22 protein-coding genes are annotated in these 22,870 nt (G+C 35.1%); 6 read left to right on the forward strand and 16 right to left on the reverse strand.

Going from position 1 to position 22,870, the window contains the following annotated elements:
* Positions 1–17: 17 nt before the first annotated feature.
* The 5 genes from SCA31_RS20580 to SCA31_RS20600 form a co-directional block, all read right to left on the reverse strand.
* Positions 18–470, reverse strand: a complete 453-nt coding sequence (locus tag SCA31_RS20580) for a MarR family winged helix-turn-helix transcriptional regulator (protein WP_410698870.1) — start codon at positions 468–470, stop codon at positions 18–20.
* 165 nt (positions 471–635) lie between these two features.
* A complete protein-coding gene (locus SCA31_RS20585; RefSeq protein WP_410698871.1) occupies positions 636–1,559 on the reverse strand; it encodes an ABC transporter ATP-binding protein in 924 nt (307 codons plus the stop codon).
* Between the two features lie 113 nt (positions 1,560–1,672).
* Positions 1,673–1,909 (reverse strand): GxxExxY protein, encoded by a 237-nt coding sequence (locus SCA31_RS20590; RefSeq protein ID WP_410698872.1) that lies wholly within the window; start codon positions 1,907–1,909, stop codon positions 1,673–1,675.
* A gap of 231 nt (positions 1,910–2,140) precedes the next feature.
* Positions 2,141–3,112, reverse strand: a complete 972-nt coding sequence (locus SCA31_RS20595; RefSeq protein ID WP_410698873.1) for a FecCD family ABC transporter permease — start codon at positions 3,110–3,112, stop codon at positions 2,141–2,143.
* A gap of 25 nt (positions 3,113–3,137) precedes the next feature.
* On the reverse strand, positions 3,138–3,698 hold the full coding sequence (locus SCA31_RS20600) for a TlpA family protein disulfide reductase (RefSeq protein WP_410698874.1): 561 nt from the start codon (positions 3,696–3,698) through the stop codon (positions 3,138–3,140).
* 33 nt (positions 3,699–3,731) lie between these two features.
* Here SCA31_RS20600 and SCA31_RS20605 point away from each other — a divergent pair, with 33 nt between their 5' ends.
* Together SCA31_RS20605 and SCA31_RS20610 are read left to right on the forward strand one after the other, a co-directional pair.
* On the forward strand, positions 3,732–4,856 hold the full coding sequence (locus tag SCA31_RS20605) for a ferredoxin--NADP reductase (protein ID WP_410698875.1): 1,125 nt from the start codon (positions 3,732–3,734) through the stop codon (positions 4,854–4,856).
* Between the two features lie 56 nt (positions 4,857–4,912).
* Positions 4,913–5,470 (forward strand): vancomycin high temperature exclusion protein, encoded by a 558-nt coding sequence (locus SCA31_RS20610; RefSeq protein ID WP_394337078.1) that lies wholly within the window; start codon positions 4,913–4,915, stop codon positions 5,468–5,470.
* Here the strand turns inward: SCA31_RS20610 and SCA31_RS20615 are convergent.
* Positions 5,467–8,076, reverse strand: a complete 2,610-nt coding sequence (locus SCA31_RS20615) for a BamA/TamA family outer membrane protein (protein WP_410698876.1) — start codon at positions 8,074–8,076, stop codon at positions 5,467–5,469. The genes SCA31_RS20610 and SCA31_RS20615 overlap by 4 nt on opposite strands.
* On the opposite strand from SCA31_RS20615, the gene SCA31_RS20620 reads away from it, so the two are divergent.
* Positions 8,062–8,787: a TrmH family RNA methyltransferase gene (locus SCA31_RS20620; protein WP_410698877.1), complete on the forward strand. Its 726-nt coding sequence runs from the start codon at positions 8,062–8,064 to the stop codon at positions 8,785–8,787. The two genes, SCA31_RS20615 and SCA31_RS20620, sit on opposite strands and share 15 nt — an antisense overlap.
* Before the next feature lie 68 nt (positions 8,788–8,855).
* Here the strand turns inward: SCA31_RS20620 and SCA31_RS20625 are convergent, their stop codons facing one another.
* The 5 genes from SCA31_RS20625 to porQ all read right to left on the reverse strand — a co-directional run bounded on the left by SCA31_RS20625 (position 8,856) and on the right by porQ (position 11,932).
* Entirely contained in the window at positions 8,856–9,353 is a 498-nt protein-coding gene (locus SCA31_RS20625) for a phosphoribosyl-ATP pyrophosphatase (RefSeq protein WP_106915822.1), read from the reverse strand.
* A 3-nt stretch (positions 9,354–9,356) separates the two neighbouring features.
* Positions 9,357–9,665, reverse strand: coding sequence for a phage holin family protein (locus SCA31_RS20630; protein ID WP_076355480.1), 309 nt, complete (start codon positions 9,663–9,665; stop codon positions 9,357–9,359).
* Positions 9,666–9,745: 80 nt separating this feature from the next.
* Positions 9,746–10,096: a YtxH domain-containing protein gene (locus SCA31_RS20635; RefSeq protein ID WP_106915821.1), complete on the reverse strand. Its 351-nt coding sequence runs from the start codon at positions 10,094–10,096 to the stop codon at positions 9,746–9,748.
* 95 nt (positions 10,097–10,191) lie between these two features.
* A complete protein-coding gene (gene cmk / locus SCA31_RS20640; protein WP_410698878.1) occupies positions 10,192–10,866 on the reverse strand; it encodes a (d)CMP kinase in 675 nt (224 codons plus the stop codon).
* Between the two features lie 73 nt (positions 10,867–10,939).
* Positions 10,940–11,932, reverse strand: coding sequence for a type IX secretion system protein PorQ (gene porQ, locus SCA31_RS20645; RefSeq protein ID WP_410698879.1), 993 nt, complete (start codon positions 11,930–11,932; stop codon positions 10,940–10,942).
* A gap of 167 nt (positions 11,933–12,099) precedes the next feature.
* On the opposite strand from porQ, the gene pyrH reads away from it, so the two are divergent.
* A complete protein-coding gene (gene pyrH, locus SCA31_RS20650) occupies positions 12,100–12,807 on the forward strand; it encodes a UMP kinase (RefSeq protein ID WP_076355472.1) in 708 nt (235 codons plus the stop codon).
* Between the two features lie 82 nt (positions 12,808–12,889).
* Here pyrH and SCA31_RS20655 read toward each other — a convergent pair whose 3' ends face one another.
* Positions 12,890–14,248: a lipase family protein gene (locus tag SCA31_RS20655; RefSeq protein WP_410698880.1), complete on the reverse strand. Its 1,359-nt coding sequence runs from the start codon at positions 14,246–14,248 to the stop codon at positions 12,890–12,892.
* 487 nt (positions 14,249–14,735) lie between these two features.
* Between SCA31_RS20655 and frr the strand changes: the two genes are divergently transcribed.
* Together frr and SCA31_RS20665 are read left to right on the forward strand one after the other, a co-directional pair.
* Entirely contained in the window at positions 14,736–15,290 is a 555-nt protein-coding gene (gene frr, locus SCA31_RS20660) for a ribosome recycling factor (protein WP_410698881.1), read from the forward strand.
* Positions 15,291–15,515: 225 nt separating this feature from the next.
* Positions 15,516–16,577 (forward strand): 3-oxoacyl-ACP synthase III family protein, encoded by a 1,062-nt coding sequence (locus tag SCA31_RS20665; protein ID WP_410698905.1) that lies wholly within the window; start codon positions 15,516–15,518, stop codon positions 16,575–16,577.
* An 87-nt stretch (positions 16,578–16,664) separates the two neighbouring features.
* Here the strand turns inward: SCA31_RS20665 and SCA31_RS20670 are convergent, their stop codons facing one another.
* The 4 genes from SCA31_RS20670 to SCA31_RS20685 all read right to left on the reverse strand — a co-directional run bounded on the left by SCA31_RS20670 (position 16,665) and on the right by SCA31_RS20685 (position 22,478).
* Positions 16,665–17,462, reverse strand: a complete 798-nt coding sequence (locus tag SCA31_RS20670; protein ID WP_410698882.1) for a hypothetical protein — start codon at positions 17,460–17,462, stop codon at positions 16,665–16,667.
* A gap of 159 nt (positions 17,463–17,621) precedes the next feature.
* The gene (locus SCA31_RS20675) at positions 17,622–19,079 is read right to left on the reverse strand and encodes an LptF/LptG family permease (RefSeq protein WP_410698883.1); all 1,458 of its coding nucleotides are present in this window, start codon (positions 19,077–19,079) and stop codon (positions 17,622–17,624) included.
* Between the two features lie 99 nt (positions 19,080–19,178).
* Complete coding sequence (locus tag SCA31_RS20680; RefSeq protein ID WP_410698884.1) at positions 19,179–19,826, reverse strand: LolA family protein; 648 nt, start codon at positions 19,824–19,826, stop codon at positions 19,179–19,181.
* Positions 19,827–19,892: 66 nt separating this feature from the next.
* On the reverse strand, positions 19,893–22,478 hold the full coding sequence (locus SCA31_RS20685; protein WP_410698885.1) for a DNA translocase FtsK 4TM domain-containing protein: 2,586 nt from the start codon (positions 22,476–22,478) through the stop codon (positions 19,893–19,895).
* Positions 22,479–22,870 lie beyond the last annotated feature (392 nt).

Consider the following 22,870-nt stretch of genomic DNA (forward strand, 5'->3'; position numbering starts at 1 on the left):
TACGGTTTCATTATAATTTATTTTCTGTTATTTAAAAGTTCATTGGCTATTTTCATGATCTCAGTCATGACCTCCTTAAAGGTTTCCAATCTCTCCGGAGCAATCTTTTCCATCACCTTTTTATTAAAGTTGACAACAACTTCTTTTGACATGTTTCTGGAGTTTAATCCTTTATCTGTAAGTTTGATGATCACCTCTCTTTTATCAGTGGTGGTCTTTTCCTTATAAATATATCCATTGTCTTCAAGAAGTTTGATGATTCTCGTTAAGGAAGTAGGCTCTATGGCCATCTTGGGTCCAAGATTGGTACTTCGTGTTCCTTCCTTGGGATCAATTTTAAGAAGGGTGAGGGCTTGCACAGCTGTGGAATCATGTTCCTGAGCCAGTTCTGTGTACATTTTTGAAACAGCCAACCAGGTCTGCTTCAAAATTAAATCTACGTTTTCTATTTTTTCCTTATTATGATCCATCATTTTTGCGCTAATGGTTTTACCCAAATTTAGTAAATATTATGCATGCATAGTATTTATTAACGTTAAATTTTGTTAATAAGCTGATAATAAATAGATTAAATTATATGAGTTGCATAATACTATGCATGCATAGTATGTGAAATAATCAAAGAAAGTAGCGGATTAATAAATGTTTACAACGAAATTAATGATTTCTTCAAAAGATTCACATTGGTGTATCGTGGAATCATTAGTAATTACCCAAAAACTGTCCTGGAACTCAAAATTGAGGAAAGAAAGGTCTTTTTGAAAGTTTTTTTGAAGCAAAGAATAGAGCATTTCTTTCTGAACCTGGGGTGCAGAGATGTGGGGTGGAACAAAGTTCTCGTGTATTTGAAACAATGAGGCATTCGTAAGTTCATCATGCTGAAGTAAAATATCCTCAACTATTCCTGAATGCAGCTGAGTGTTTTTTACATACCAGATCTTGTCTGCAAATTCCTTAGCCAGTCGCCAGTCGTGGGAAGAAAATAGAATCAGTTTATTTTGTTCTTTCGCTAATCTTCTCAGCGTCTTAAGGATGATTATTTTATTTTTTTCATCCAGATGGGTTGTTGGCTCGTCCAAAATAATAATGGAAGAGTTCTGGGTAATGGCTCGTCCTATAAAGGCCTTCTGAAGATTTCCATCCGAAAGGTTTTTAAGCAATGTATATCTGTATTGACTTAAATCCAGTTCCTCAATAATATGAGCAACTTCATCACGGTCTTCTTTTTTCAGTTCAAAATAAAAAGGGTAGTAGATATATTTTCCCAATGAAATAAGGTCTTCAACCGTATAGTGCTGGGGAATGACCGATTTTGAAAAAACAATCGCTATATTTTCTGCAATTTCTTTTACGGAAAGTTTTTTAACATTTTTACCATTAATCAAGATTTCACCATCTAATAAAGAAATTTGATGAAGAATAGATTTAATTAAAGTTGTTTTTCCTACCCCGTTATTTCCAATCAATAAGCATACATCTCCAAGCTTCAGATCTGCATTAGCATTTGAAATTAAAGTTTTATGATAACCGATGTCTGCTTGTTTGATTTGTAGGTGCATATTGAGGGTTCGTTAGACGCAATAGATGCAAAATGTTTTACAAAAATACTGTTTTTAGGGTTCAAAGGATTTGACTTTATCGAATTTTTATGTGTTTTGAATTTATAGGCCATTTATAACCCTTGTACCCCCATTTTTAAATAAGTTAAAAACTGTGCTTTGTGGGTTGGAGCTATATAGTCAGCGATTTTTATTTCTGAAATCAATTTGTTTTCTAACATTATATCAAGTCTGAAAGCGTTTTCAATCCTTAATTCTTCATAAACATACTCAAATACACCTGCTCCAAGCTTTTTGTGAATTTTTAATCCTGTTTCAAAAACGATTTTTAATAATTCATTTTCTGTCATGGGGGTGTTTTTCATAAATATTATGAATTGTTAGGCAAACGCAAGGACGCAAAGGTTTCTATATATTGTGTATATATTTTTAAGGCGCAAGAAAATCATCGATTTTCAGCAAGCAGCGTGTTTATCTTTGGGTTTGTTTGATGTGCTTAATTTTATTGGAGATAAGATCTTTGTGGCTTAAAATATGAGGCCGGTAAGAAAATAACGTCTTTGCATTTTCCAATAAAAGTATTATACTTTATTCTGTCTCAAAAGCATCACAAGAATCACAGGGATTCCAAATACAGAGCTTATCACATTCAATGGGATCTGTGTTTTTTCTGCAATTACTGAGAAAAACAGCATGATTAGCATTCCCAGAAACATATTAAGGATCCACTGCTGCCATAATTTTGAGGGATTGTAGATCAATCGGCAGAAATGAGGTACAATAATCCCAATAAATAGAATAGGTCCTAAAAATGCTGTAATAGAAGCTGAAAGTAGGGAAGAAGCTACTATAATCAGTAGTTTTAATTGTTTTAAATTAACTCCTAAACTCTGTGCATAAGAGGTTCCCAGAGAGTTTCCAATTAGAGGTTTTATAGATTTAAAGCAGAAAAATAATCCTATTAATAATAAGGCGGATAAAACATAGATCTGATTTCTGGTGACCATATTATTAGCACCAAATGACCATAAAATGTAATTCTTTAGACTTTGGTTTTCGGCATAGAACTGTAGCAGAGACACTATTGCTCCCGCAAAGGCTGATACCAGAAACCCGAAAATAATAAGGTAAGACTTATCCTGAAATTTATTGGACATTGATAAGAGAGCCAGCATCAGTCCTAATCCTCCTCCAACGGCGGATAAACTAAGGAAGCTATTCTGCAGAAATTCCGGAAGAAGAATATTATGCGAGAAAAATATGTAGAATGCTACCGATAAACTTGCTACCGATGTAATTCCCAAAATATCTGGCCCGGCCAGTGGATTTTGAAAATATTCCTGCATCAGAAACCCCGAAGTAGGAATTGAAATTCCGGCTAGCAGCATTACTAAAACACGATTGATACGAATTTCAGCAATCTGGCTTTGAGCAGAATCCTGAAAAAAATCCTGTAAGTTTAAACTCAAAAATCCTGTGTTCAGATTAATGACTGCACTTATAATAATTGCAATGACTAATAATAAACACAGGATTTTAAATCTTTTTGACATTATTCAGAAAGAGCTCTGTATGTTTTTACTTTAAAAAAGCATCAATTTTAGAGTTCAATACTTCTTCCGTCATCATTCCCAGATATTCATCTGTCTGACTTCCTTTTCTCATAAAGGTAAACGGAATTGAACCACCATCCCATTGCTTGAAATTCTTGGAGAAGAAGTCCTGATCTAATTTTTGACCATCCAGCAAAATAACATTCGCACCAAGATTATTTTCTACAACAAAATCCTTAACTGCTGTATCCCAGTCATTCTTGTCATCAAGGTTTACGAAAGTGAATTTTACAGGTTTATCCTTTAATTCCTGCATTTTATTTTTGAAACTTGGGATTTCTTTCATACATGGGCCACACCATGTTGCAAAAAAGTTAGTTACATATAAAGTATCGTTATTTTTGGCTAAGTGCTGACCTACATTTCCAGGAGAAAGTTCTTTAGGAACATACGTAGCCCCTTGTGCCGTAGTATTTTGAGTTACAGAAAGAGAGTCTGTAGCGGGAGTGCCATCAGTCTTCGGGCTTTCTTTTTTGCAACTGTAAACTGCAGTAAGGATTAACGTGGATAAAATTATCTTCTTCATAAATTATTTTTTATCTATTTTTGAATTGAAGTTATGGAACAACAAATCTATAAAGGGAAACTTATACAGTTTCATCCGTTAAAAATAGCGAAAAAGGTAGAGCTGACCAAAAATACTTTTTCTCTGGAGTTTGATATTCCGGAGAATTTGAAAGAAAACTTTAAGTTTGAAGCCGGGCAGTTTGTAAGTGTTAAATTTCAATCCCATGGTAAAGAGGTTATTAATGATTATTCAATGACTTCAGCTCCTTATGAAAGGAAAATATGCCTGGGAATAAAGGTGAATTCTACTGAGGGAGCCACTTTCCAACTATTTCAGAACTATAATGTTGGGGATGAACTTCTGATAAGTGAACCTGCCGGAAGATTTACTCTGGGATCTAAACCTAGTGAATTCAGGACAATTGTAGCCTTTGCAGCCGGTATTGGAATAACACCTATTGTAAGCCATTTTAAAAATATTCTTCATAATGAACCCAGAACAAGACTATTTTTATTTTTTGGAAATAAAAGTTCAGATGATCTGATCTATCGAGATCAGTTGGATAATCTTGCCAGAACCTGTGGCGATAGGCTCCAAATTTTTTACTTTTTTTCACAGGAAAAAACGGGTGATCAGTTTTTTTATGGCAGATTGGATGAAAAGAAATTAAATTTAATTATCAATCAAATTCTTCATTTAGATGATACAGATGAGGAGTCTACCATTTGGGATGCTGTGGATGAAGTTCTTATCTGTGGAAAAGGAGAAATGATTAAAACACTGGCAAATGCCTGTTACCATCACGGAATTCCGAAAAGGAATATACATTTTGAACTTTTTGAGGAATATAATGATGATATTTATCCTGTAGAAAAAGAATTTCCGCTTATTGAAAATATAGAGGTGGAATTTACCACGCTTGGAAAAAAATATACGGCTCAACTTCCTGATAATAAGGATAGAATTCTGCAACAGCTCTTGCTTCAAAAGTTTCCTGTCCCTTATTCCTGTAAGTCCGGAATTTGTGGAAGTTGCGAATGCTCTTTAGAGGAGGGAGAAGTGGAACTGCTGGAAAATGAGTACCTTACAGAAAAGGAAGAAAATCAGGGCCATATACTGGCTTGCATGTCAATTGTGAAAAGTAAAAAAATAAAGCTTAACTTTGATCTTAGTTGAGAGTTATTAGGAACATATTTAATTTAGGTTTTATATCATTAGAATTGGGAATTTTAATGATATGTTTCTGTAATGTGTGGGTTTTTGGGCTTACCAACGGACGTACCTATACTAAAATTTCTAAAATTCCACCCAGAGAGATTGCTTTGGTGCTGGGAACTTCCCCAAAGATGAGATCCGGGGTTTCCAATCCTTATTTTACGAAAAGAATGGATGCTGCATCTCTTCTTTATCATCATGGGAAAATTAAAAAAATCATTGTAAGTGGCGAGAAAAGTAAAGGGTATAATGAACCTGCTGCCATGAAAAATTATCTGATTTATCAGGAAGGGGTTCCTGAAGATATTATTATTGAGGACCCGAAAGGATTCAATACCTATAAAAGTATTCTTCGTTGTAAGGATGTATATAAAAAGAAAAATGTGATTATCGTTTCACAGGGATATCATAATCTGCGTGCCTTATTTTTCGCAAGAAATAATGATATGAATGCACTAGGATTTGATGCGCAGGATGTCACAAAACCTGAAAGTTTCTACAGAAACCAGGCGAGAGAAATTCTCGCCCGTGTCATTGCTGTAGTTTATTTTATTCTTGGAGTTTCTCCGGATTAGAAAGGATATCCGAAAGCAAAGTTGACTGTAGGCTTGAAAGGCTGGAAGTTTTTAATTCTCCATCTGTCGCCTTCAGCCTTATTAGGATCATACATCTTATAAGCAAAGTCTAGTCTGAATGTAATGTAGGCTACATTGATTCTTAAACCGAACCCACTACCAACCCCAACTTGACCTAGGAATTTATTAAATTTAAATTCATCGCCGTAACCGTCATTATAATTACGAAGACTCCACGTATTTCCAATATCTGTAAATAATGCTCCTTCATACATCTTGTTGAAAGGGATTCTGTATTCAATATTGGTGGTAAGCTTTACGTTGTCTGTCATATAGGTACGTACTCTTTCATCTACCTGAGAATCTGCAGGACCCAGTCCTCCAAATGCTACCCAAGCTCTGATGTCATTGGATCCTCCGTTAAAGTAAGACTTGATAATTGGCATATCTTCAGAGTTTCCATATGGGATCCCAACTCCTACAAACTGACGAAGAACCAAGGTCTGATTGCCATTAAATTTAAAATATTTTCGGACATCAACATCAAACTTTACGAATTGTGCATACGGAATTCCAAAAATTGTTCTTTGAGGTCCTGTAACAAGTCCACCGCCGTCATCTTTTTTATTGAATAAACTTAAGATGTTACCTGCAAGTTCAACTTTTCCGTTAAAGTAAAAAGCATTGGGATACTCTTTTTTTCCAATTTCATTATAAACGAAGTTATAGATCATGGAAGAGATCAAAACATCCTGTGTTTGTCTGTCCTTATTCACCAAAGTCCCTCTGAACGCTGTTAAAAGATCAGCCCCTTGTTGGTTAAGTGAATTTCTGTAAGGTTCATTCTGTATTATTCTCTTAGAAACATCTTCAATACTCAATTTTCCATCTAAATAATCCTGATACTCCTGCTGGGTATCGGCATTAAAGGTAGAATAGTTATTAAAAATATCAGCTCTGATTTTTTCATCATTGGGGAAGTAATCATAATAAGCATCTTTGTTCTTTGTTAAACTGACTTGCGTATTAAATAAGGTTAGCTTATGATATACCTGTTCATTAACATTTGCCTGATAATTTAATCCGGTATTAAAGTTAACTCTACCCAGGCCTATATTATTTTGAATGGAAGCCCCCAATAAAATGGAAGATGTAGGTGTATACCTTTTAGGCATAAACTTATAATAATTAAAAGGAAGTAACAACCTTGGGAAATTAAGGGATGCCTGAGCAGATATTTCGTAGGCTGTAGTTCTTTTATCAATGTCTTTTGTACTTCTGATAGATCCAAATGTTCCTGAAATACTGGTAAAAAGGTTTTCTGCCCCTCTGAATACATTTCGGGTAGTTAGATCTACAGACGGTGACACTCCAAGATTTAATATCTGAGAATAATTAACATCAGTACCCACTTTAAGCTCATACTTTGGAAGCGGTTTCAATACATATAAAACATCTACAATACTGTCATTGGGAGAAGATATTCCCCCTTGTCTTAGAGAGTCTCTTGCCTTTACAATACTAAAATTGTTCATAGACATAAGATTCCTTTTGGTAACATCCAGTTTCTTTTGGTCAAAAACCTGTTTACTGTCAGCAATAATTGTCCTCCATAAAGATGATGTCTTATAATTATTGTTCATCTTATGGAATCTTATTCTTCTTAAACTATCCTTAACCGTGTTTTTAGGATAATCACCAGGTTCATCTACAATGGCAACATCTATATTTCCAAAAGTAGCCACCTTATAAGGAGTATCCAAAGAATCTTTATGGATTTCCAGAGTAAGAGGAACCTGCTTTTTACTTTTCAAAGAGTCGGCCACAAAATAAACCTCATCATTGGATGCATTAAATTTATAATATCCAAATTCCCTCATCAGATCGGTAATTCTCGTTACCTCTCTTTCAAGGATTGTCTGATCGAGAATTTGACCGGATCTTATGAAGCTTCTATTAAGGTTGTGGGCATAATATCCTTTAATTCCCGGATCTGGAATATTGTAATAATAATCTTTAATGCGGGTAGGTTCATTATGCTTTACAAAATAGTTTACGACTGCTTTTTTAGATGCAGAATCCAGATCATGTCTGTATTTTACCTCTGCATCCCAAAATCCTCTGTACGTTAATCTTTTTTTGATGGACTCTGCGCTTTTTTCACTTCTGGTTTGATCCAGTATGGAAGGAGGAGATCCCCAACTATGTAAGAGACGGTCAAAGAAAAGGTTTTTTCCGACACTATTTTTCATGTTATATTTGATGAATAGGGAATCCCTGAGTTTCTGATTTCTCATTTCACCAGGGTAGGTCATGTATTCATTAAGGATTGTGTCGTATTTGGGATTGGCCATATTGTAAAACATGAGGCCTAATGGCATAAAAAGAACCTGCTTTTTATTGGGCTTTTGCTGAACGTAATCTTTCAGTTCCTCATCGAAGAATTCTTTCTTATCTTCGAACTCAAATTTGTTCTGAGTAAGGAGATATTCACCGTCCGGAACTTTTTTTGTCGTACTACAAGCATAAAGGAGACCAACAAATGTTGCAAATGAGATAATTTTATAATATTTTTGAGGAGAATTCTTATAATGCTTACAGCTCATACAATAAAAGTTTTACAATCTTTAGATAAAAAGAAGTTCAGACAAAAATACAATTTGTTTTTGGTTGAAGGTAATAAAATCATTTGTGAACTTTTTAATTCTAACTTTAAAGTTAAAGAAATATTATCAACCGATCCACAAAAATTGGACCGTACTGATATCCCTGTGACTCATATCTCTGAAAATGAGTTAAAAAAAATCAGTTTTCTGAAAACCCCAAAAGATTCTGTTGCCGTGTGTTATCTGGCCGAGGAAGAAACGTGGGAAGATAAGAATATACAGCTGGTTTTGGATGGTATTCAGGATCCGGGAAATTTAGGGACCATTATTCGATTAGCAGATTGGTTCGGAATAGAACAAATTATTTGCAGTGAAGATACGGTGGATTTTTACAATCCAAAGGTGATTCAGGCAACCATGGGATCATTCACCAGGGTAAATGTGGTGTATACAGACCTTGTTGAATATCTTTCTAAAACGGAAAATGTAAATATCGGAACGGATATGGATGGGGAAAACCTCTATACCTTTGATAAACCCGAAAAAATTAATCTGATCTTAGGAAACGAAGGAAATGGAATGAGGCCCGAAACGGAAAAACTTCTGCAAAAATGCATTACCATTCCAAGGTTTGGAAAATCCCAGTCTACAGAAAGCCTGAATGTATCAATGGCAGCCGGGATTATTTTAGGACAGTTATTTTCAAAATAAAATTAGATATTAGAAGCTAGAAGTCAGATGGCATCAATAGATTCATACTAACCTCTAGCTTCTAACTTCTATATAAGCTGTTCCATACTGGAAACACTTTTGTTTTTCTGGTATTCTTCCAGTTTTTTTCTCACAAATTTCAGGGCAATAGGAGCAAGATATATCAAAGCTGCACCTACCAGTTTATTCTTCCAGTTTGAGCTTTTCATATTCTTTTTGGCATAGTTACCTACAATGGCTGTAACGCCTAGTTTAACAATGCTATCCGCAATATTTCCCTTGAATGCAGAATTGGCAAGCCCTACAGCAGTATTCTTACTAATCAACAGATCTTTTACTTCCGAGGTAAGCTGCTTGGCAATGACATCTTTTCTTAAGACCACTTTTTCATCTCCATCCTCATCCACTTTTTCCTGAAGATACTGATCACTCAGTCCATTGGTAAATGCACTGAGGCTTTCTTTTGTATTCTTAAAGGTAAGAAGGTTTTCTAAATCATTGATCTCTCCCTGAAGCAGTTTTTTCTTTCTTCTTAGTTCTTCTATGCTTTCGTATTTTCTGCTCATAGTTTAATGATTTAAAAATTTAATAACCTGGTCTGCAACAGTATTGACAATCTTATTTTTGAATGAAATTACAAAGGCCATTACAACAGCATAGAATGCTGCAACAATTAAGAACCCGTAAGAATAATTATCCAATGCTTTTCCGATAAGAAATGCAATTCCAAAGTTGAAAAGGATAATAAAAAAAGCAAAAGCAACAAGCAGTACTACAAAGTAGGTAATGAGCCCGGCAGAAAGAGAAGACTTTTCAGTAGCTTCAATTTTCAGAAGATCTATTCTCTTCGAGGCATATTCTTTAATAGTTTCTATCATTGTTTTTTTTTAAAGTTACAAAAAAAGGAACTTTCGCACAAAAGTTCCTTTCTGTAATTTACTTAAAAAAGATAAATTACTTATTTTTTAAGATCATTTAATTCTGCCTCTACATCTTTTACTACATCTGCAGTTTTAGAAACAATCTGATCTTTGTATTTGTCATACCCGTCTTTCATAGTATGTGCTACGTTGTTTGCTGTTTCCTTGAAAGTAGAAGAGATATTACCATATTGGTCTTTCACTTTTTCAGAAACTTCTCCGTATTTATCTTTAGCCTGATCTTTTAAATCATTAGCTTTATTTTTGATTTTTTTTCTGGTTTCTTTTCCTTCTTCAGGAGCATATAGCATTCCTAAGATTACACCTGCTGCAGCACCTGCAAGAAGTCCCGCTAATATACCTGCTGTATTTTTTCCGTTTTTAGACATTATAAGTTTTTTAATAGTTAATAATAGATTAGTTTTTACAGTGATAAAACTTGCAATTTGTATACCAAAGGAGGTTTTATTCCTATTAAAAATTGTTAAATCTTTTCAATGTAAGAAAGGATAAGTTCAATGGTTTCTTCTTTAGTCAACTCAGAATTGTCAATAATAATAGCGTCGTCAGCCTGCTTCAATGGGGCTATTTCACGCTCACTGTCAATTTTGTCCCTTTCGATAAGATTCTGCTTTACCTGTTCTTTATCAGCTTCAATTCCAAGTCCTCTTAATTCAAGAAATCTTCTGTTGGTTCTTTCATCAATGCTGGCAGTAAGGAAGAACTTATAGTCCGCATTTGGCAGAACTACTGTCCCTATGTCACGTCCATCCATAATTACTCCGCCTTTTTCTGCCAACGAACGCTGGGATTGCAGCAGAAAATCTCTTACTTCCTTTTGTTTGGCAACAAGGCTTACGTTATCAGAAACTTCATTGGAACGAATTTCCTTGGAGATGTCCGTATTATTAAGATAAAGGATTAATGTTCCGTCGTTATTCTTAAATTCAAGTTGAATCTGGTCTAAAGAAGAGAATAGGATATTGAGATCAATTTGGCCATCATCATTCAAACAGTGCTGTAGAGCAAACCAGGTAACCCCTCTGTAAAGTGCTCCTGTATCCATATGAATAAGTCCTAGCTTATCAGCAATGATCTTGGAGATAGAACTTTTTCCGGTAGACGAGTACCCATCGATAGCTATTACAGGTTTTTTCATACTGCAAATTTCAAGATTTTTTTTAGAAAATCAAGAAATAAAAAGAAATTTTAAGAGGTATTTAAGATTTTCCTTACTCTCCTCTGTGGCTGGAAAGATCCATGGAAACTCCTATCTGATTGACATTCGAAGAGTTGTGGTATCTTACATGTGCATAATCTATACGGAACCTTGAAACTTTAATTCCAAATCCTGCAGAAAGTCCTGAAAAGTTTCTTTGATCTGCCACGGCAAGTTCATTTCCTCTTTTTACATTATATCCCAATCTGATATTGAAGTTTTTTTCCGGAAATAATTCAGCTCCTAAAGAGAAGTGATCAGCAATTTTTCTACCGGAATTGACTTTTTGACCCTCTACATTATATTCTGAGGAAATATCAAATTTCTGAAGATCGTGTGCAGTAATAGTAATAGCAAGAGGGAAATTCTTGAGTATCCTGGTATATCCCAGATCAATTCTAAATGGTAGATTCTCGCGTACTCCATTGAATGATTTCAATTGAAAACCAAAGTTTCTTAAAACAAGGGAAAGAACTTCCTTGTTTTTTTTGTTATGATAGGTAACTCCCGCAGTTCCTGAAATGGCGGAAGAAGTATAATTATCAATTTTTGAAGTCACAAAGTTTAATCCTCCACCAATGGTCCAGTCTTCTTCAAACTGATAGGCATAGCCTGCTCCAATGGCAACATCCGAAGCTTTATATTCTCCATCCTGAAAACCACTTTCATCTGTCCTCGGAATACTTCCATAGCTCATGTAACGAGCATTGATGGTGGCCATATGACCATTTTCAAAGTCCTTGGCATAGGCAATTGTTCCGTATTTTGAATCGGCCAAATAGGCTGTAGCATTTACAGAAAGCTGCTTATCAGAATCTTTATTTAACAGGGCTGGGTTTGCAATAGCAAAGGAAACATCATAATCTCTTATCGAAATTGCATCTCCACCCAGAGCAGCCTGTCTTGCAGATACAGGTACATTTAAGAACGGATAAACATTTGTTCCTGTTTGCGCATAAGAAACAATTCCTGATAGAAATAATGAAAAAATGATAATTTTCTTCAACTCAATTTATAATTAATGCAAAAATAATCCTTTTTCGTACTTTTCAAAATATTTCTGACATTATTTCTAATTAAATATTTTTCTTTTATCAATATCTTTAATGATTATATTTGCAAAATCAAATTTTTGGGAAACCAAGCCTAATAAAAGCTTATTAAAAATAAAAGATGAAATATAAAAGAATCCTTCTAAAACTGAGTGGTGAGGCCTTAATGGGGAACAGACAATACGGTATCGATAACGAGAGACTGCAGGAATATGCTGCTGAGATCAAAAAAGTTGTTGAAAAAGGCTGTGAAGTAGCGATCGTCATTGGAGGAGGAAATATTTTCCGTGGTGTTGCAGGAGCTGCAAAAGGAATGGATAGAGTGCAGGGTGACTACATGGGAATGTTAGCTACTGTAATTAATGGTATGGCACTTCAGGGTGCATTGGAGGATGCAGGAATCAAAACAAGACTTCAGTCTGCTATTGAAATGGATAAGGTAGCTGAACCTTTCATCAAAAGAAGAGCAGTAAGACACCTTGAAAAAGGAAGAGTAGTAATCTTCGGTGCAGGAACCGGAAATCCTTATTTTACAACTGATACCGCTGCAACATTAAGAGCCATTGAAATTGGAGCAGATGTAATCCTTAAAGGAACAAGAGTAGACGGAATCTACGACAGTGATCCTGAAAAGAATGCTGATGCAGTAAAATACAATTCATTATCATTTGATGAAGTATTTGAGAAAAACCTTAAGGTAATGGATATGACCGCATTTACTTTAAGCCATGAAAACAAATTACCTATCATCGTATTTGATATGAACAAGGATGGGAATTTAGAGAAAATTGTAGATGGAGAAAATGTAGGTACTTTGGTTGATTTATAATCAACTTTAGTAGGAAAAATATAATAAACACCTGTCACGGTTATCGTGGCAGGTGTTTTTGCTTTTATATCGGTTTTAATAATTATTTATCTGCCTCAACATTTTGTGTGGCACTTTCTTTTTCAACTAAAACGTAATGGGAAGAAATCCAGCCAATGATCTGACTTATTATTTTCATGATCATTTCAAGTTGGCTGACTTTAATTACTCCAGGTACAAGTTTCACCGGAGTTTGTTGCGGTAATGGCTGTGGTAAAATAAGACCGGTTACCTGAGGATCAGATCCTACTGCGGGAATACCGGTATACATACCTACGTGTTGTACTGCTAACTGAAGCATATAGTCATGCAAAGTCTCAGGAGGTGTTTTGATACTAATAGAGGGTCCGTCTGAGTTTAGGAGTTGACCTGGAAGTGATTTGTTTTGTATTCTTGTATAGCTAGCTCCTGATTTTGAAGAATCATCAATAGCCATTTTTTGTAAAGCTTTTAATATGGATGCCGTCATATTTGTAGTGGCCGGGCCATATATATTTGCGATTTCTCCCAGTTCTGATACTGGCCAGGCATGAGGGACTACATCCAGATCATTCCAGTGCATCGTGTTCCAGCTTTGATAATTGCCTGTTTGCGGCTTCCATCCCGGAGGCAATGGTGGAAAAGCATTGTTAAATACGTTAGCAAATGCTGTTTCGCCCGGAGTAGGGCCTGCAGTAGGATATACCAGAGTGATACCAAAACTATCCAGATCTTTATTTTCTTTTAGATAAAGGGCCAGGGTAGGAGATAGTGCTCCTGCAAGACTGTGTCCGCAAAATACAATAGTTGTACTTGGGTCTGGGTGTAAACTGGCTAGAAACTGTTGTAACGTAGTATTGGGTGAAGCTGCATGATTCGGGCTTATGAGTCCCAGAAGTATACTGAGACCTGTAGCTGTACCTTTTGAAATATAAGGATCAGTCCCATTATAAGGTGACGGAGTGAAATTAGAAGGATCATACGTTGTCCAGTTCACTACCTCTGACACAGAAAAATCTTCTGTTTCCCAATCATAAAGTGAAGAAGGATTGGTAGCAGCAATAGCTACAACGTAGGTTGGTAGTACAGGTCCTCCCGGAAATGCAGCAGTATTACATTGTGCCACATATAATGCATTGTCGGCTACTCCGGTTGGCTTACCTTTTTCATCAGTCTCTTCAATCAGAGCAGGTCCCCAGACAAGATCCCAATCGCCTAGCAATGGGGTAATTGACGGGTCGGCTGTTGAAGGATTTTTTTGTCCCATGATCTTAACTGGCGGAACATTGTTGAAATAAAAAGATAAATCGTACTGAAGTTGTAGCTGCAATTGAAGACCGGTACCATTGTAACCCCCGGCGCGGTTTGCAAGAGTTGCCATACCAAAAACTTGTTGATAGACATCTAAAGATGGATTTGTCATAATGTGATTGGTTTAAAATTAGTTTAAAGATGAGTATTAGTTTTTTTTCATGGAATGGTCTTTCACAAGGCTTTCCGTTTTCATCATGACAAGTCATCTTAATTTATGATCAAATTTAGAATCAGTCATGTTGTAGATATATAGCTTCGTTCATTAGAACAGGGTAAAATAAGTTATTTAAAATGATATGGGAGTAAGTAGAAATAACCAAAATATTGTATAGGTGTTTGTACCTGAATCTCTTCACTTTAAGATAAATAGGGGCATTAAAGACGGCTTCCTTTTTTTCAAAGCAGAGACAAGTACACAAAATCCATCTATGGAAATACCTATTATTCGAAAACAATTATTATTTTTGCAGCACTAAATAGCAAAAAATAGTTTATAAACAGTAAAAAACACTTTTATTTACGGAGGTTTTAAGTTTCAACTAGTTGGTATTCAGTACTATTAATACATGTGTAATTTATCAAACTTTAATATAATAATGGAAGAATTAGATCTTATATTAGAATCTGTAAAACAGGATATGGACGCGGCTGTAAAGCACTTGGATCATGCATTTCAAAGAATCAGAGCAGGACGTGCTTCTACATCAATGGTTCAGGATGTAATGGTGGAATATTACGGAGCACCAACTCCTATCAACCAGGTTGCCAATGTTTCTGTTCCGGATGCAATGACCATCTCTATTCAACCTTGGGACAGAACAGCTATCAATGCTATTGAAAAAGCTATCATCAATTCAAACTTAGGTTTTGCACCTTCTAATAACGGAGAGAATATTATTCTTAATGTTCCGCCTTTAACTGAGGAAAGAAGAAGAGAATTGGCAAAACAGGCTAAGGTAGAAGCTGAGAATACTAAAGTTACAGTAAGAAACGCAAGACAAGACGGTTTGAAAGAACTTAAAAAGTTAGAGGGAGTTTCTGAAGATGTTATCAAAGGAGTGGAAGAAGAAATCCAAACTTATACAGACAAATACGTAAAACTTTGCGAAGAGCATCTTAAGACAAAAGAGGCTGAGATTATGAAAGTATAATTTTCAGTTTTTAAAAAATATAAAATAGGCTTCCAATTTGGAGGCCTATTTTTTTGTGCTTAATCAGTTTAAACATGTTTTTTACAGCTTTTTTGTTGAGTTATTTTAATTTTTTATCGAAATAAAGGACTTGCATAATAATATATTAATAAGTATCTGCGTTAATTCATTATATTTATAAAATTATTCCTGAAACATTACTAAAACGGGAAGTTAAACATTAAAATAATGACTAAAATTATTGGGGTAGGAAACTACATTCCATCAAAGACTATAACCAATCTCTTTTTTGATCAGCATGTTTTTCTGAATGAGAATGGTATTTTATTAAAAGAAGATAATGCGTCCATTACAGAGAAATTAAAAAAAATCACAGGGATTGAAGAGAGAAGATATGCTGATAATACACAGGTAACTTCGGATTTAGGTGTTATTGCTGCTCAGGCTGCGATAAAAAATGCAGGCATAGATCCTGAAACATTAGACTATATTATATTTGCCCATAATTTTGGAGATGTCCGTTTCGGAACCATTCAGTCAGATATGGTTCCCAGTCTTGCCGCAAGAGTAAAACATACATTAGGAATTAAAAATAACTTTTGTGTGGCTTATGACGTTTTGTTCGGATGTCCGGGATGGATTGAGGGAGTTATACAAGCCAATGCATTCATCAAAGCGGGTATTGCAAAACGTTGTCTGGTCATTGGAGGTGAAACCCTTTCCCGTGTTGTAGATATTCATGATAGAGATAGTATGATTTATGCAGATGGTGCAGGAGCTGTTATTTTGGAAGTTGGGAACGATGATGGAGCGGGGATAAAGTCTCATTTATCTGCTTCATATACTTTTAAGGAAAAGGATTATCTGTACTTTGGGAAAACCTATAATACTGATGGATGTCCGGATACAAAGTTCATTAAAATGGATGGAAGAAAGATCTACGAGTTTGCTCTTCTTAACGTTCCTGATGCCATGAAAAAATGTTTAGACAATAGTGGATATTCCATTAATCAGTTAAGTAAAATTATTATTCATCAGGCCAATGAAAAAATGGATGAAGCTATTGTTAACAGGTTTTATCAATTGTATGACACACCGGTTCCTGAGAATATTATGCCTATGGTGATTAGTAAGCTGGGGAACAGTAGTGTGGCGACCATTCCTTCTTTATTGACAATGATTTTAAATGGCGAACTGGAAAAGCATAACATCCAGAAAGGTGATGTGGTTTTATTTGCTTCTGTAGGGGCGGGAATGAATATCAATTCTTTTGTCTATCAATTTTAAGTTTTAAAAAGAAACAGGATTCTAGGATCCGCATAAAAATAAAAAGAGAGGCTTCAAATTTGAAGCCTCTCTTTTATATGTTAAAATTTACTTACAGTTATCATTATAGTCTGTAATGACTTCTTCTACAATTTCAGGAACATTAGACATTACATCATCAATCTGGCTTTTAATTAATTTTCCAAGGCCTGACCTTTTCTTTTCATCATTCTTCATGGAAGCGTATGAACCTCCGGTTAGTTTTCCTTTTACATAGCTGCAGTCTGCTGTGATGATTTTAGCTTTGGCAAAGGTAAGCTCTTCAATTTTACCCCCTTTTTTACTATAGATATAAGATGGATTCTGTCTCATTCTTTTAGTTTCTTCATCGGCTGCAGCCATTTGACTGGTTCCTGCCGAGAATGTGGTAGGATATCCGTATAACTTATATACTTTGATCTTTCCTTCTTTTACAATTTCAGCAAATTGTGTATTTTTTGTAAGGTTATTGAATGCCTTAATATTACCACTCAGGCCACCCGTTGCTGTATTGAAACCCTCTTTGGTATTCGTATACTTAATGGTTTCGAAATGCCTTTCGTTATTGTTGTTATCAATGGCTACATACTCCTTAATATCATCTGTGTCAAGATTCTTGAACTTTTGTTTCTTTTTAGATTTGTCAATGTCTGTAACGGCAACAAATTTAACTTTCTTTTGATTATTCCAGGGATATAAATCATCTCCATTCATTCTTACAATCCCCTCAATCTTTTTACCGCTTTTATCGATGATATAACCGTATTTTTCATCTCCTCTTAATTCATAATCGGTATTGTTGTCTTCTTGTGCATATGCAGTAAAGCAAACCAATGTAAACAGGCCTAGTGCCAGTACTTTTTTCATGTAGTTATTGTTTTATTTTTTTGTAAATATAATCTTTTATGTTTTGAAGAAGAATAACTGATTTAAGTTTGTTTAAAAATGAAGAGGGGTTGAGTAAATTGTTTTAGAAATAAAAAAGACCCGGAAAAATCCAGGTCTATATTTTTTAATAATAGAAAATTATTGATATCTCTTATGTTCTTTACTTTTTGAGAATCTCTTTGTAATGGGCTTAAATAATACCTTGTATTTTTCTGCATCAAACAATTGTGAATCTGTAAGGGCTTTGTAAGTCATCCAGATTCCAAACGGAAGAAGGATGAAGTTAGGAAGCCATGCTGCCAGATATGGATTCATTTTTCCGCTCCATGACATGTTTTCCACCCCAACATTCATTACATAAAAGATGATGAAAATAACAATCGCAATAATTACCGGTAGTCCCATACCTCCTTTTCTAATGATGGAACCTAAACTTGATCCAATCAGGAAAAATATAATACAGGTTACAGAATAAGATACCATTCTTTGTTGGTAGATAACTACCTTACTAAAGTATTTTACATTAGAACTGAATTCATTCTTTTTGGATTCCAATGTAGATTTAAGATTGTCGAGTCTGTTATAGGAATTATAAATAATGTCCAGTTTCTTGTCTCCTTTTACGGTATCTAACTTTATTTGAGCCTTTGGAGCTACCTTATGTTTGTTGCCCTTATCCATATAAGTAATCGTAGAATTGGTTTGATTTAGAACATCATTTCCAATGTTTTTAAAGAATAACTCATTCTCCTTTTTACTTTTTCCTATAGTCTGGTTCAGTTGATTGTAGGTTTCGAAACGGTAATCATCAGTAATCTGTTCCTTTTCAATAGCCTTGTTGATGATCTCGCTGATGTCGAAATGGGAAACCAATGTGTCAAATTTAATGGCCTGATCCGGTTGCTTTCTTCTTACATTATCTCCTTTTCCTTCAAAGCTGTCTTCAAATACATATCCATTATGAAGAACAAGCTTTAAAAAGTTCTTATTGGCAGCCGGAACAAATTTCCCTTTTTCTGCAACAACAGACTGTTGATTCTCGTAGGTGTTAGCCTTTTTATGAACAAATACCCCCTCAATATTTTCACCGTTTTCCCCATATATTTTATCAAACTTTACCATATATCCGGGAATTTGATCAATAAACTGCCCCGGAGTAAAATTGATTGCCGGCTTGGTTTGGGCAATGTTGAATAACATATTCTTTGCCTTTTTCTGGAAATCCGGAATAATGCTGTTTGAAAAGAAAAACAACATGATGGCAAGTAGGGTAGCGATTCCAAACAAGGGAGTCATTACTCGGGTCAACGGAATACCGGCAGCCTTCATGGCGGCAAGCTCATAGCGTTCTCCGAATTCCCCAAATGACATGATACTTGCCAAAAGAATGGTCAGCGGGAGAACCATACTGATAACGTTTACCCCAAGGTAAAAAAGAAGTTTCAGGATCTGCCAGTAGCTCAATCCTTTCCCCATAAACTGCCCCAACTGAACCCAGATAATGTTTACAATAAAAATGAAAAACAATACGCTGAATATAAAGAAAAACGGTCCAAAGAAGGTTTTTATGATATATCTGTCTAGTATTTTTAACATGCGCCAAAATTAATCAAAAAGCCGCAAACTTGCGGCTTTTATATTTTGTTATTTTTTACTTAAAAAGCAGATTTGCTAATTAATTTACTTCTAAGTTTTTTAAAGTTCTGTAATAACGTAGTTTTTAAACTTATTCTTGTCAAAAACAAACATATTAGGATCCAAAGTTTGGTTTTCCTTGTATTCTTTAATGGCAATTACTGCAACATCCTTGTTGTTTCCGTGTTGTTCTAATTTTACCATTTGTTTTTTCGCTGAATCTACAAAAATATAAACATATTGTATTCCGTTTGCCTTTACAGGAGTCAGCTTAATAAAGTCTGCATTCACACCGTTTACTGTTTTCTTACCCTTATAGGTTACGTTGTAATCGTTTCTATAAGTGGTAAGATAGTTGATAGGAGAGAACATGGTACTGCTTCCGTTAGGTTTTGCAATCGTTACCTCCATATCATCAGCGTTGATGTTGTAGATTTTATTTCCGTCGAAGATCTGTTCTGTATCCATAATCTTCAGTTTGTACTTATCTCCGGCAGCATAATAAATGCCGGGTTCAGTCTTTGTCACTTGTCCGTTTAGACCGCTTCCAAAAGAAAATTTGAAGTAAGAATTCTTTTTAGAATTATAGTTGGCTGTAATATCATCCAATATCTTTTTAGCTTTTGCATCTATTTTCTGAGCATTCGCCATACCTACTGCACCTACAACAAAACTTCCTAATATAACTTTTGAAATAATATTTTTCATTTTCTTAATTTAATAATCGTTAGATTTTTTTTAACTCTTAAGGTTAAAAACTATTCGTTTTTCGCTTTAACTACGCAGATCTTCCAAAAACTGTTCCAAAGAATGAAGATCACTGATGATAACTTCTCTTGCTTTGGCTCCATTAAATCCGCCTACGATACCACTGGCTTCTAACTGATCCATGATTCTTCCTGCTCTGTTGTAGCCTAACTTAAGCTGTCTCTGAAGCATTGAAGTGGAACCTTGTTGTGTAGAAACAATGATTCTTGCAGCATCTTCAAATAATGCATCCTTTTCATTGGGATCGAATGCTCCTACCGTACTTGAAGAATCTTCAGAAACGTATTCAGGAAGAAGGAATGCAGACGCATATCCTTTTTGTTCACCAATGAATTCTGCAAGTCTTTCTACTTCCGGGGTATCTACAAAGGCACACTGAAGTCTAAGAATTTCATTACCATTGAAATAAAGCATATCTCCTTTACCAATCAGCTGATCTGCACCCGGAGAGTCAAGAATCGTTCTTGAATCCACACTGGAGATTACTCTAAAAGCAGCTCTTGCAGGGAAGTTGGCTTTAATCATACCTGTGATTACATTTACAGATGGTCTCTGGGTAGCAACAATCAGGTGGATTCCTACGGCTCTTGCAAGCTGTGCTAATCTGGCAATAGGTAATTCAACCTCTTTACCTGCTGTCATGATCAAATCTGCGAACTCATCTACTACCAAAACTATATAAGGTAAGAAACGGTGTCCGTTTTCAGGATTTAGCTTTCTTTCGGTAAACTTTTTATTGTATTCCTTTAAGTTTTTACAGAACGCATTTTTAAGAAGATCATATCTGGTGTCCATTTCGATACATAAAGAATTCAAGGTATTGATTACTTTATTGGTATCTGTAATAATTGCTTCCTCTGCATCTGGTAACTTTGCTAAATAATGTCTTTCTATCTTTGAATATAAAGAAAGTTCCACTTTTTTAGGATCTACCATCACGAATTTCAATTCGCTTGGGTGTTTCTTGTAGAGTAGGGAAGTCAGGATGGCATTAATCCCTACAGATTTACCTTGTCCTGTTGCTCCTGCCATCAATAAGTGAGGCATTTTTGAAAGGTCGGCCATGAAGATTTCGTTGGAAATTGTTTTTCCGAAAACCACAGGAAGATCCATATCCGTATTCTGGAATTTTTGAGAAGCAATCACAGAACGCATGGAAACCATGGTAGGATTTTTTCTTGGCACTTCAATTCCGATTGTTCCTTTTCCTGGCATTGGGGCAATAATTCTGATCCCTAGCGCGGAAAGGTTCAATGCAATGTCATCCTGAAGCTTTTTAATAGCAGCCACTCTGATTCCTGCTTCCGGTACAATTTCATATAGCGTAACGGTTGGCCCAATCGTTGCCTTGATTTCTGAAATTCCTACGTTGAAATTCTTTAAAAGTCCGACGATTTTATTTTTGTTTTCTTCTAGTTCTTCCTGATTGATGGAAATTTCTTCACTACCATAGTCTTTCAACAGATCAACAGGCGGCATATGGAAATTAGCCAAATCTAATTTGTGATCATATAAACCATGTTTTTCTACCAATTCCTGGGATTTCCGGTCAGAATCATCCAGGATATCAACTACTTGTGCTACTTCCACATTGAACTTAATGTTTTCCTGCGCTTGTGTTGCTGGAGCTACAGGAGCCGGTGTAGATGGTCTGATATCAAACGCTTCCTCCGGAGTGGAAACAGGAACAGCTGGTTTAGTTGAAAGATTCAAGCTTACAGGTTGAGACACCTCTTTCGGCTCATCATTAAAGGAAGTATGATTAGGAGTAGTAATGGTTTCTATATTTGTAGAAACGGAAGCTTCAGAGAAACTTTTTGGAACATTTACAGGTTCCTGTTCTTTAGCTTTATTGATAGAATTATTGGAAACAGGATTTGGCATGTCACTTACCGTAACATTGGATGCTGTTATTTCCCCGGCGCCAGTCTCGTCTGTTTCTTCTTTTAATTCTTCATCAGCCTCAAAGTCTTCATCAGAATCCGGCATCATAGATTTTACCTTACCAATAGTATTTTCATTGATCTTATCTAGTTTTGCTTTAATAGAGCTTGGACGAAGATTGAATTCTAGGATGAAATATAAAAGTATGCTTGCTGCCAATACAGTCCATAAACCTACAGTACCAATAATGGAATTAAGGTAATCCATGATCTGAAATCCATAGACACCACCCAAAACGCCTTGTCCTTTTGTAAGTGCTCCCATAAAAATAGGAAGCCAACAGATAAAAAATAGGGAGTGACCAATCGTCTTCCACGGTTTGAAAGTTTTCTTTTTAAGGATTAGGGTCCCGACAACCAGAAATAGGAATGCAATAATAAATGAAGCAATCCCAATACTTTCAAAAATGAAAATATTCCCCAGCCAGTCTCCTGCTTTACCAAATATATTTGAAGATTTTATACTCTTGTCGAGCATGGTTCCTGCCTGGCTTTGGTCTGCTTTCCAGTTCATTAAATAGGAGATGAATGATAAGGCGAGAACAGCGGAAAATAGTATAAAGGTAAGCCCGAAAAAAATACGTGGCTTAGATAAAATCCTGCCTTTTTCAGGCAATTCAGTCGGTTTTTTTTGTGTCTTTTTATCCATAATATCAATGTGGCAAATTTAACGTTTTTTCAATACCAAAAAGAATCTTTTTTTCTCCAAAAAACATTTTGTAATGCCCGCTTTTTACTACGATTATTTAAAATTGATTAAAAAATATTTTCTATTATAATATTGGCTGAAATAAAAATAAGGTTATTTTTTTTGTTTATCCAAATACATACCTGTTAAATTATATTAATTGATTTTATTTTTACTGTATAATTCTTCAAAAAACAAACTGTGTTTTAATTTAAATGAATGAAAATGAAAAAAAATCAATAATTAAAAAATAAAAGTTAATATTATAAAATAGAGATCTGTTTTCCATTGATGATTTAGTAAGTTTTTAATTTTAAATATGTATAATATTAACGTTTTCAATTAGATGATCG

It is taken from the genome of Chryseobacterium sp. SIMBA_028, from assembly GCF_046535285.1.
In the GTDB taxonomy this organism is placed as follows: Bacteria; Bacteroidota; Bacteroidia; order Flavobacteriales; family Weeksellaceae; genus Chryseobacterium.

Bases quoted from the DNA above. Each gene is read 5' to 3' on its own strand.
- SCA31_RS20580 (WP_410698870.1), bottom strand. From the start codon at position 470: ATGGATCATAATAAGGAAAAAATAGAAAACGTAGATTTAATTTTGAAG.
- SCA31_RS20585 (WP_410698871.1), bottom strand. From the start codon at position 1,559: ATGCACCTACAAATCAAACAAGCAGACATCGGTTATCATAAAACTTTA.
- SCA31_RS20590 (WP_410698872.1), bottom strand. From the start codon at position 1,909: ATGACAGAAAATGAATTATTAAAAATCGTTTTTGAAACAGGATTAAAA.
- SCA31_RS20595 (WP_410698873.1), bottom strand. From the start codon at position 3,112: ATGTCAAAAAGATTTAAAATCCTGTGTTTATTATTAGTCATTGCAATT.
- SCA31_RS20600 (WP_410698874.1), bottom strand. From the start codon at position 3,698: ATGAAGAAGATAATTTTATCCACGTTAATCCTTACTGCAGTTTACAGT.
- SCA31_RS20605 (WP_410698875.1), top strand. From the start codon at position 3,732: ATGGAACAACAAATCTATAAAGGGAAACTTATACAGTTTCATCCGTTA.
- SCA31_RS20610 (WP_394337078.1), top strand. From the start codon at position 4,913: ATGATATGTTTCTGTAATGTGTGGGTTTTTGGGCTTACCAACGGACGT.
- SCA31_RS20620 (WP_410698877.1), top strand. From the start codon at position 8,062: ATGCTTACAGCTCATACAATAAAAGTTTTACAATCTTTAGATAAAAAG.
- SCA31_RS20615 (WP_410698876.1), bottom strand. From the start codon at position 8,076: ATGAGCTGTAAGCATTATAAGAATTCTCCTCAAAAATATTATAAAATT.
- SCA31_RS20625 (WP_106915822.1), bottom strand. From the start codon at position 9,353: ATGAGCAGAAAATACGAAAGCATAGAAGAACTAAGAAGAAAGAAAAAA.
- SCA31_RS20630 (WP_076355480.1), bottom strand. From the start codon at position 9,665: ATGATAGAAACTATTAAAGAATATGCCTCGAAGAGAATAGATCTTCTG.
- SCA31_RS20635 (WP_106915821.1), bottom strand. From the start codon at position 10,096: ATGTCTAAAAACGGAAAAAATACAGCAGGTATATTAGCGGGACTTCTT.
- cmk (WP_410698878.1), bottom strand. From the start codon at position 10,866: ATGAAAAAACCTGTAATAGCTATCGATGGGTACTCGTCTACCGGAAAA.
- pyrH (WP_076355472.1), top strand. From the start codon at position 12,100: ATGAAATATAAAAGAATCCTTCTAAAACTGAGTGGTGAGGCCTTAATG.
- SCA31_RS20655 (WP_410698880.1), bottom strand. From the start codon at position 14,248: ATGACAAATCCATCTTTAGATGTCTATCAACAAGTTTTTGGTATGGCA.
- frr (WP_410698881.1), top strand. From the start codon at position 14,736: ATGGAAGAATTAGATCTTATATTAGAATCTGTAAAACAGGATATGGAC.
- SCA31_RS20670 (WP_410698882.1), bottom strand. From the start codon at position 17,462: ATGAAAAAAGTACTGGCACTAGGCCTGTTTACATTGGTTTGCTTTACT.
- SCA31_RS20675 (WP_410698883.1), bottom strand. From the start codon at position 19,079: ATGTTAAAAATACTAGACAGATATATCATAAAAACCTTCTTTGGACCG.
- SCA31_RS20680 (WP_410698884.1), bottom strand. From the start codon at position 19,826: ATGAAAAATATTATTTCAAAAGTTATATTAGGAAGTTTTGTTGTAGGT.
- SCA31_RS20685 (WP_410698885.1), bottom strand. From the start codon at position 22,478: ATGGATAAAAAGACACAAAAAAAACCGACTGAATTGCCTGAAAAAGGC.